Raw genomic sequence first — 8,707 nt, forward strand, 5'->3', positions numbered from 1 at the left:
CATGCTTTGGCTTCATTATCTCGCCTGGTTCTTCGGCGGCGCTTTCCTCATCAATGTGATCCCGCATCTCGTCAGCGGCGTGTCCGGTCGGCCGTTTCAAAGTCCGTTCGCGAACCCGCCGGGCAAGGGATTGTCATCATCGACGGTCAATGTGATCTGGGGCTTCGTCAACCTGGTGATCGGCTATCTCCTCCTCGTCCGCGTTGGTGATTTCGATCTGCATTCCACGATCGATGTCACCGCTTTCGGTCTTGGCGCTCTGCTGATGGCGATCTTTACAGCGCGGCTGTTCGGGCGCCTTCACGGCGGCAACACGCCGCTTGGCTCATGAGCGCATCCGCCACCGGCACTTTCCGCTCGCTGCGCGGCTTCAACTATCGCGTCTGGGCAGGTGGCGCGCTGGTGTCGAATATCGGCTCGTGGATGCAGCGCACCACGCAGGACTGGGTGGTGCTCACGCAGCTCACCGACAACAACGCCACCGCGGTTGGCATCATGATGGCGCTGCAGTTCGGGCCGATGCTTCTGATGCTGCCGTTCACGGGTTATGCCGCCGATCATCTGGATCGCCGCAAATTGCTGATCGCGACACAGGTGGCAATGGGAGTGCTGGCGCTCGGGCTGGGTCTACTCCTCATCAGCGGTCACGTGCAGCTCTGGCATGTCTATGTGTTCGCGCTTCTGCTCGGCTGTGTTGCGGCCTTCGATTTTCCGGCCCGGCAGACCTTCGTCTCCGAACTGGTCATCGAGGCCGATCTGTCGAATGCCGTCGCGCTCAACTCTACCTCGTTCAATGCGGCGCGGATGATCGGTCCAGCGGTTGCTGGCCTCCTGATTGCCCATGTCGGCTCCGGCTGGGTGTTCATTCTCAATGCGGTCTCGTTCATGGCGGTGCTTGGCTCCCTCATGCTGCTGCGCGCCGATGAGATGTATCCGACGCAGCGTGCCGCAGGTGGCCGCGGCAGTCTGGTCGAAGGCTTTCGCTATGTCTGGAAACGGCCGGACCTGAAAGCCATCCTGCTGATGCTGTTCCTGATCGGCACCTTCGGTTTGAACTTTCCGATTTTCATCTCGACCATGTCGGTCACGGTCTTTCATGCCGGCGCCGGCCAGTATGGCGTCCTGACATCGATCATGGCGGTCGGGTCGGTGATCGGTTCGCTGCTGGCGGCGCGGCGCGGCAGGCCGCGCCTCAGTCTCCTGATCATCGGGACCGCTGTGTTCGGATCAGGCTTCGCCCTCGCCGCCGCCATGCCGAATTACTGGTTGTTCGGTGTTGCGCTGATCGTGATCGGTATTGCAGCTCAAACCGTGACCACCTCGACAAGCAGCCTGGTGCAGCTCTCGACCGAGCCGGTCATGCGCGGTCGCGTGATGGCGATCCTGCTGGCGATTGCACTCGGTGGTACGCCGATCGGTGCGCCGATCGTCGGTTGGGCCGCTGATCGATTCGGTCCGCGCTGGGCGCTCGCCATCGGCGCGATCTCGGGAATGGCTGCGGCCCTGGTCGGCTTGCATTATCTCCTGAAGCACCGCGACGGCCAACGCAGCGTCCGGCCCGGCGGATCATGATTCGCCCCATGTGAGACGGTATCTCAGACCTGTGATGTGCTATGTCCCGCTGCGTCACAATGCCCGCACACGAAACTGCCAGAGATGCGGTGCGTATTTGCCAGACGCAGCCGTCCATATTCAAGGGAGAAGCCCCATGTCATCGATGTCCCGACGCCATCTCATGCTCGCTGCGACCGGCATCGCTGCCGCGGCCATCGCTCCGCGCACCGTGTTTGCCCAGGCCGCGGCGCCTGCAGCCGGCAATGCGCCATTCATCCTGCCGCCGCTGACCTATCCGGTCGCGGCGTTCGAGCCGCATATCGATGCCAAGACGATGGAGATCCATCACGACAGGCATCACGCCGCCTATGTCGCCAACATGAACAATTTCGCCAAGGATACGCCGGTGATCGGCGAGAAGCCGCTGGTCGAGGTGCTCGGCAATCTCGGCAGCGTGCCTGACGCAATCCGCACCGGTGTGCGCAATAATCTCGGCGGCCATGCCAACCACACCATGTTCTGGCAGATCATGGGCCCGAATGGTGGCAAGCCCGAAGGCGATGTGCTCGCTGCGATCGATCGCGACCTCGGCGGCCTCGAGAAATTCCAGACCGACTTCAACGCCGCCGGTGGCCGTCAGTTCGGCTCTGGCTGGGTGTTCGTGATCGTCGACAAGGACGGCAAGCTGTCGATCGAGACGCGTCCGAATCAGGACAATCCGATCATGGACGGTAAACGCGCGCTGATGGGCAACGACGTCTGGGAGCATGCTTATTATCTGACCTACCAGAACCGCCGCCCGGACTATCTCAAGGCATGGTGGAATACGGTCAACTGGACAAAGGTCGGCGAGCGCTACGCGGCAGCCAAGGCCGGCACGCTGGCGGTGTGATAGTCCCGCCAAACTCAGTCCTCATGGTGAGGAGCGCGCCTTTTGGCGCGCGTCTCGAACCATGAGGAGCGCTGGGCACATCCTTCGAGACGCGGTCGAAGACGACCGCTCCTCAGGATGAGGGCGGTGTTTGTGGCGGGTGACTCAGGTCAGAACGAAAAACGCCGCGCGACTATCTACTTCCTCAGATCGCCTTCGTCCGCCGCACTCTCCGCGAGCGTGGCCGGCTCGATGCTGTAGCGCTTGATCAGCGGCATCTGCGCCACCGCGAAGGCCATGGTCAGCGGGATCACGCCGAATGCCTTGAACGTGACCCAGAAATCCGTGCTCTGGGTGCGCCAGATCGCTTCGTTGAGAAGCGCCATGGCAAAAAAGAACAGCGCCCAGCGCAAGGTCAGCGCGCGCCAGCCTTCGTGTGTGAGATTGAACATCTGGTCGAACATGATGGCGATGAAGGAGCGGCCGAACAACAGGCCGCCGCCGAGGATCGCTGCGAACAGGCCATAGATGATGGTCGGCTTGACCTTGATGAAGGTCTCGTCATGCAGCACCAGCGTCAGCGTGCCGAACACCAGCACGATAACGGCGGTGACAAGCGCCATGATCGGCACATGCTTGACCACGACGTAAGACGCGATCATCGCCGCGACGATCGCCACCATGAAAGCGCCTGTCGCGACGAACAGGTTGAACTTCGCATTGGCGACAAAGAACACGATCAGCGGGCCGAGCTCGGTGGCAAGCTTGAATAGCGGGTGCGGCTGCTTCTTGTCGATCACGTCAGTCATGTCAGCTTTCAATTCCTGCAATCGCCTGCGCGAAATCCCTGGCGGTGAATGGCGCGAGATCGTCGATGCCTTCGCCGACGCCGATGAAATGCACCGGTAGTTTGTATTTTTCTGAAAGAGCCACGAGGATGCCCCCGCGCGCGGTGCCGTCGAGCTTGGTCATCACGAGGCCCGTGACGCCAGCCGTACGATGAAACGCTTCGACTTGCGACAGCGCGTTTTGTCCCACCGTGGCATCGAGTACGAGCAGCACCGCATGTGGCGCCGTTGCATCAACCTTCTTGATGACGCGCACGACCTTCTCGAGCTCGACCATCAGTTCGGTCTTGTTCTGCAGCCGGCCGGCGGTGTCGATCAGCAGGACGTCGCGATTGTCGTCGCGCGCCGCGGTGACGGCGGTGAAGGCGAGGCTCGCCGAATCCGAACCCTGCGCGCCGGCGATGACCGGCACCTTGTTGCGCTCGCCCCAGACCTTGAGCTGCTCGATGGCCGCGGCGCGAAACGTATCGCCGGCGGCGAGCATCACCTTGCGGCCTTCGGCGGAGAAGGTGGACGCCAGCTTGCCGATGGTGGTGGTCTTGCCGGAGCCGTTGACGCCGACCACGAGGATCACGAACGGCTTGTGGGTTGTGTCGATCACCAGCGGCTTCGCGACCGCCGAGAGCACCTTCTCGACCTCCGTGGCTACGACGGTTTTGACCTCGTCGGCGGAGATCGCCTTGTCGTAGCGGCCATGGCCGACGGCAGCGGAAATCCGCGCCGCCACTTCGGTACCCAGATCGGCGCGCAGCAGCACGTCCTCGATGTCCTCGAGCATGGCGCGGTCGAGCTTGCGCTTGGTCACGAGGTCGGCGACCGCGGTGCCAAGGGCGCTTGAGGTGCGCTTCAGCCCGCCGGAGAGCCGTCGCCACCAGCTCAGTTTTGGCGTTTCGGGAGTGTCGCTCATGTCGGGGGTGTGTTAGCCGTTTCGCGCCATGATTCAAAGTATGACCAGTGAAAGTGACGAAGACGTAAGCTTGGAGGCCGAGCCCCGGCTGGAACCCCGCACCGATGCGGTGGAGCTGACCGAGGCCGAGATTCTGGCGCGGGTGCTGCACCGTGACGGCCTGATGCTGGTGATCGACAAGCCGGCTGGCCTGCCGGTGCATCGCGGCCCCAAGGGTGGCGCCAATCTGGAAACCTCGTTCGAATTCCTGCGCTATGGCCTGCCGCGCGCCCCTGTTCTGGCACATCGGCTCGACAGGGACACGTCGGGCTGCCTGGTGCTCGGCCGGCACCGCAAGGCCACGGCGTCGCTGGGCCTGCTGTTCAAGCACAGCCGTATCCGCAAGACCTATTGGGCCGTGGTCGAGGGCGGCCCTGCCGAGGAGTCGGGCGTGATCGACATGCCGCTCGGGCGGCTGAATGCCGACCGGGGCTGGTGGATGAAGCCGGATCCCGAGGGTCTCAAGGCCGTCTCGAATTTCACCGTGCTCGGCCGCGGTGGCGACATGAGCTGGCTGGCGCTGGAGCCGGTGACAGGTCGGACGCATCAACTGCGCGTGCATTGCGCGTCATCAGGCTTCCCGATCGTCGGCGACAATATCTACGGCAGCGGGCCAAGATTCGGTGAGCCGACGCTGCATCTGCATGCCCGCGAGATCGTGATTCCGATCTCGCGCAACAAGGACCCAATCCGCGTCGTCGCGCCGGCCCCGCCGCATCTGCATGAGCGGCTCAAAGCGTGCGGCTGGAACGGGGAATGACGCACCGGAATAGCGCTGCATCAGCGGCGCTTTGATGAGCTAAGCTCACGCGGCAGCACCGTCCTGAACTGTCACCGTGCCATCGGGGTTTAACGTGACGGTGAGTGCACACACGTTCGGTTCGAAAACCAATGGCACGACGACCGCCAGCTTGGACGGATCGAAGATTTCGCCCTGCACGACATCAGTGAGCGTCATCCAGTATCTCGCCGTCGACGTGAAGGTGAATGTCATGTTCGGCGCGGCCTGCATCACCTCGGTTGCTGATCCGGCCATGCCAATGCCGACGCTTGCCGTATCCATCGGGATTGTCCCGTCGCATGTGATCATCAGGGAGTCGCTTCGCCCCTGCCGCTGGTCAATGAAGCCAAAGGCCCCGCTGCCATAGGTCAATGTCACAAGGCTGCTGGCCTGCAATGTCGCCGGCAAGAGCTCTACCGCAGTGAATGTGATGCCCGGCGCGAGCGTGCCGCTCTCCATCCAGACGAAGTCATAGGTCGGCTGCCAGGAAAAGATCAGCTCCGTCCTGGGGCCGACCCGCATGACGAACCAGGCAGGGACAAGCCCGGAAGGCGGGCTCTGGCTGGATTGAAAGCAGACGAATGTCTGTGTTGAAGCGCTATTGTTGAAAAATTTCAACTCGTAAGCCGGCCCGCCGCCGGGCGTGGCGGGCACCGTTGTCGCGCCTGGTTCGCCATTCGTGTTGCCTGCGAAATTGACCCTGATGACTGACGGCATGTCTCACCTCCATCGCGCATCGTCGCGAGGCGCGTCGGATCAGCGTACAACAACCAATGGTTGAGTAAAAGAACATGCCCAAGCAAAAGAGGGAATGCCGGTGCCGATGGCGGGTAGGTCGGGAAGGGTTCGGGCGGCCTGACGCGGAAGGTCTGCTTCAGGCGACCGAAGCAAACAGCTTCGGATCGAACGTGCCTTCATACTCAAACGCGGCCGGACCCGTCATCAGCACGTGGTCGTCGCTCTCGCGCCATTCGATGGTGAGTTCTCCGCCGGGCAGTGTCATATGCACCGTGCGGTTGGTCCGGCGGAGACGGGCGGCGGCCACCGCCGTTGCACAGGCGGCCGATCCGCAGGCCTTGGTGAGGCCGGCGCCGCGCTCCCAGGTACGCATCACGATGTGATCGCGACCGACGATATGCGCCAGCGTGATATTGGCGCGGTCCGGGAAAATGGGGTGGTTTTCCAGCAGCGGCCCGAACTTCTCGAGGTCATAGGCCTGGATGTCCTCGACCCAGAAGATCGCATGCGGATTGCCCATGCTCACTACTGACGGCGTGTGCAGGATCGGCGCATCGATCGGGCCGATCTGCAGCTCGATGCCGCGGGTGTCACGGAATTCCTCGGCCAGCGGGATGTCCTGCCAGCCGAACTTCGGTGTGCCCATGTCCACCGTGTAAAGGTCAGGCGCCGGTCCCTGCCAGCAATTGATCAGGCCGGCCTTGGTCTCGAATGTGAGCGCCGTCTTGTCGCCACCGGCAAAAGTCTGCCGCGCTACGCAACGCATGCCGTTGCCGCAGGCGCCGGCTTCGGAGCCGTCATTGTTGTAGATCGAGACGAAGGCGTCGGTGCCGGCCAGCCGGGGCTTCTGCAGCACCATCAACTGGTCATAGGGCACGCCTTCGGGAGTGGCCACGGCGCGGGCGTCGGCAGGCGTGATACCGGATGCGGTATCGCGCAGGTCGATCACGACGATCTCGTTGCCGATGCCGTTCATCTTGGCGAAGGAATGGTTGGCCAGTGCGCTCATGTCGTGTCCCGTTATCCCTGCCTTATATGGCTAGGCCGCTCCGATTGACCAGTGCGGCTATTCTGTGTCGGTTGTTTTGAATGGCCCTCCGCAATTTGGGGAGGGGACGAAAGCCGCGGCTGCGTGTTACCATGGTGCCGTATCGCGCATGTTGCCGGACGCTGCGCCGCAGGATGTCACAGGAGACCCTTCGAATGACCCGTTCTCGCCTGTCCCGCCTCGCCACTGCGGCGCTGATCCCGGCAGCCGCGCTGACGCTGAACGCCGCGGCCTGGGCGCAATCTCCACCCGCCACGCCGCCAGCGGCAAGCACCCCGGCCACCCCGTCCGCGCCGGCGACACCAGCTCCGGCGGCAACGGTTCCTACCACTCCCGCTCCCGCCACATCGGAGACGCCGGCCCCCGCCGCGCCGGCAACGCCGCCCGCCGCGGCGCAGGCCCCTGCAACGCCACCCGCGCCTCAGGTCCAGGTTGCCGATCCGTTCGGCGAGGAAATCACGCTGTCGCCGAAGCAGATGGTGACGTTCGTCGGCAAGGCGAACTGGGACACGGCCTTCGATACGCTGATGGATGCGTTCAAGCAGATCACGACCGTGCTCGACAAACAGGGCGTCAAATCATCCGGCAACCCGATGATCGTCTATACGACCACCGACGACACCGGCTTTACCTTCCTCGCGGAAATCCCGGTCGATCAGGAGGTGAAGAACCTGCCGAAGGCGATGAAGATGGGCCTGTCGCCGGATGGTAAGGCGCTCAAGTTCGTCCATCGCGGCTCCTACGACAATATGGACAACACCTATGAGGCGATCACCAATCACCTCGATGACAAGAAGTTAGAGGCGAAAGACACGTTCATCGAGGAATACATGACCGATCCCTTGAAGACGGCGGAAGACAAGCTGGTCATCAATGTCTATGTGCCGCTGAAGTAGTCGAGCCGTAGCTCGGTCATAGCCTCTGGTCATAAAGAAGCCTTGGACGGTCGCGAGAGAATGGGCATGACAAATCATTTCGCTCTCGCTTCGCTGGCCATTGCGCTCATCGCCACTCCTGCGCTCGCGCAGGTCAATCCGCCGCCGACGATTTCCGTCTCCGGCGAAGGCACCGTGTCGGTGCCGCCGGATCTTGCTGTCGTCGATGGCGGCGTGACAACCGACGCCAAGACCGCACGCGAGGCTGCTGAGGCCAACAATGCCGCGATGGCCAAGGTGCTGGCGGCCCTGAAGAGTGCTGGCATTGCCGAGAAGGACATGCAGACGTCGCGGCTGTCGCTGTTTCCGCAATATGCGCAGCAGACCCGTCCCAATCCCAATCCTGGCCCCAACGTTATCTCGGGCTATCGCGCCAGTAACCGCGTCACCATCCGCGTACGCGACGTGACCAAGGTGGCCGGCACGATCGACGCGCTAGTGTCGTCGGGTGCCAATGAGGTCGGCGGCATCAATTTCATGGTGACCAAGGCGTCGCAACTTCTCGACGATGCGCGCAGCGACGCGATTGCGGATGCGCGGCGCAAGGCGGAGATTTACGCCAAGGCTGCCGGCGTTAAGCTCGGCGCGCCGATCAGTATCTCCGAGGACTCCGGCAGCGCTCCGGCGCCGATGATGCTGCGCAAGATGGGCGCCGACGTGGCATCGGCTCCGGTGGCGCAAGGCGAGGAAGTGCTGCGCGTGAATGTCAGCGTGAGCTGGGAGATCAAGCCGGCGCAGTGATAGCAGTGTGACACCCTCCGCATGTCGTCCCCCCGAAGGCGGGGACCCATACACGCTGGAGAATTGCTGCGCGCTGTGGCCAGTGTTTTCTTGAAGCCACGCGTTCGGAGGCTATGGGTCCGCTGAGTTCTCAAACGAAGTGCAACACCAGACTAGGGTGTTGCGATGGACCGAACCTACGCCCAGCTGTCGCTGGATGACCGCTACAGGATTGCCCAGCTTTACGCCGAAGGGCGCTCGATCCG

10 protein-coding genes are annotated in these 8,707 nt (G+C 62.8%); 6 read left to right on the forward strand and 4 right to left on the reverse strand.

Annotated elements, in window-relative coordinates:
• Nucleotide 1 precedes the first annotated feature (1 nt).
• The 3 genes from A4A58_RS16910 (at nt 2) to A4A58_RS16920 (ending at nt 2,446) form a co-directional block, all read left to right on the forward strand.
• A complete protein-coding gene (locus tag A4A58_RS16910) occupies nt 2-331 on the forward strand; it encodes a hypothetical protein (protein ID WP_068734154.1) in 330 nt (109 codons plus the stop codon).
• Nucleotides 328-1,572 carry an MFS transporter gene (locus A4A58_RS16915; RefSeq protein WP_068734155.1) on the forward strand — a complete coding sequence of 415 codons (1,245 nt, stop codon included), beginning with the start codon at nt 328-330 and terminating at the stop codon, nt 1,570-1,572. Before A4A58_RS16910 ends, A4A58_RS16915 begins: the two co-directional genes overlap by 4 nt.
• Nucleotides 1,573-1,708: 136 nt before the next feature.
• On the forward strand, nt 1,709-2,446 hold the full coding sequence (locus A4A58_RS16920) for a superoxide dismutase (protein ID WP_068734157.1): 738 nt from the start codon (nt 1,709-1,711) through the stop codon (nt 2,444-2,446).
• A 176-nt stretch (nt 2,447-2,622) separates the two neighbouring features.
• Here the strand turns inward: A4A58_RS16920 and A4A58_RS16925 are convergent, their stop codons facing one another.
• Entirely contained in the window at nt 2,623-3,222 is a 600-nt protein-coding gene (locus tag A4A58_RS16925; RefSeq protein ID WP_068734177.1) for a septation protein A, read from the reverse strand.
• 13 nt (nt 3,223-3,235) lie between these two features.
• Complete coding sequence (gene ftsY / locus A4A58_RS16930) at nt 3,236-4,180, reverse strand: signal recognition particle-docking protein FtsY (RefSeq protein WP_068734159.1); 945 nt, start codon at nt 4,178-4,180, stop codon at nt 3,236-3,238.
• 163 nt (nt 4,181-4,343) lie between these two features.
• Here ftsY and A4A58_RS16935 point away from each other — a divergent pair, with 163 nt between their 5' ends.
• The gene (locus A4A58_RS16935; protein ID WP_244499789.1) at nt 4,344-4,979 is read left to right on the forward strand and encodes an RluA family pseudouridine synthase; all 636 of its coding nucleotides are present in this window, start codon (nt 4,344-4,346) and stop codon (nt 4,977-4,979) included.
• Nucleotides 4,980-5,024: 45 nt separating this feature from the next.
• Here A4A58_RS16935 and A4A58_RS16940 read toward each other — a convergent pair whose 3' ends face one another.
• Both A4A58_RS16940 and dapF read right to left on the reverse strand, forming a co-directional pair.
• Nucleotides 5,025-5,654 carry a hypothetical protein gene (locus tag A4A58_RS16940; protein WP_139069872.1) on the reverse strand — a complete coding sequence of 210 codons (630 nt, stop codon included), beginning with the start codon at nt 5,652-5,654 and terminating at the stop codon, nt 5,025-5,027.
• Between the two features lie 220 nt (nt 5,655-5,874).
• Complete coding sequence (gene dapF / locus A4A58_RS16945) at nt 5,875-6,747, reverse strand: diaminopimelate epimerase (RefSeq protein ID WP_068734163.1); 873 nt, start codon at nt 6,745-6,747, stop codon at nt 5,875-5,877.
• Nucleotides 6,748-6,941: 194 nt separating this feature from the next.
• Here dapF and A4A58_RS16950 point away from each other — a divergent pair, with 194 nt between their 5' ends.
• The gene (locus A4A58_RS16950; protein ID WP_068734165.1) at nt 6,942-7,682 is read left to right on the forward strand and encodes a GyrI-like domain-containing protein; all 741 of its coding nucleotides are present in this window, start codon (nt 6,942-6,944) and stop codon (nt 7,680-7,682) included.
• Between the two features lie 66 nt (nt 7,683-7,748).
• Nucleotides 7,749-8,462 carry an SIMPL domain-containing protein gene (locus A4A58_RS16955; protein ID WP_068734181.1) on the forward strand — a complete coding sequence of 238 codons (714 nt, stop codon included), beginning with the start codon at nt 7,749-7,751 and terminating at the stop codon, nt 8,460-8,462.
• Nucleotides 8,463-8,707 lie beyond the last annotated feature (245 nt).

The organism is Tardiphaga robiniae (assembly GCF_001618955.1).
Taxonomy (GTDB): Bacteria; Pseudomonadota; Alphaproteobacteria; order Rhizobiales; family Xanthobacteraceae; genus Tardiphaga; species Tardiphaga robiniae_A.

Excerpts from the sequence above, each read along its gene's own strand:
- A4A58_RS16910 (WP_068734154.1), top strand. The coding sequence starts at position 2 with ATGCTTTGGCTTCATTATCTCGCCTGGTTCTTCGGCGGCGCTTTCCTC.
- A4A58_RS16915 (WP_068734155.1), top strand. The coding sequence starts at position 328 with ATGAGCGCATCCGCCACCGGCACTTTCCGCTCGCTGCGCGGCTTCAAC.
- A4A58_RS16920 (WP_068734157.1), top strand. The coding sequence starts at position 1,709 with ATGTCATCGATGTCCCGACGCCATCTCATGCTCGCTGCGACCGGCATC.
- ftsY (WP_068734159.1), bottom strand. The coding sequence starts at position 4,180 with ATGAGCGACACTCCCGAAACGCCAAAACTGAGCTGGTGGCGACGGCTC.
- A4A58_RS16935 (WP_244499789.1), top strand. The coding sequence starts at position 4,344 with ATGCTGGTGATCGACAAGCCGGCTGGCCTGCCGGTGCATCGCGGCCCC.
- dapF (WP_068734163.1), bottom strand. The coding sequence starts at position 6,747 with ATGAGCGCACTGGCCAACCATTCCTTCGCCAAGATGAACGGCATCGGC.
- A4A58_RS16950 (WP_068734165.1), top strand. The coding sequence starts at position 6,942 with ATGACCCGTTCTCGCCTGTCCCGCCTCGCCACTGCGGCGCTGATCCCG.
- A4A58_RS16955 (WP_068734181.1), top strand. The coding sequence starts at position 7,749 with ATGACAAATCATTTCGCTCTCGCTTCGCTGGCCATTGCGCTCATCGCC.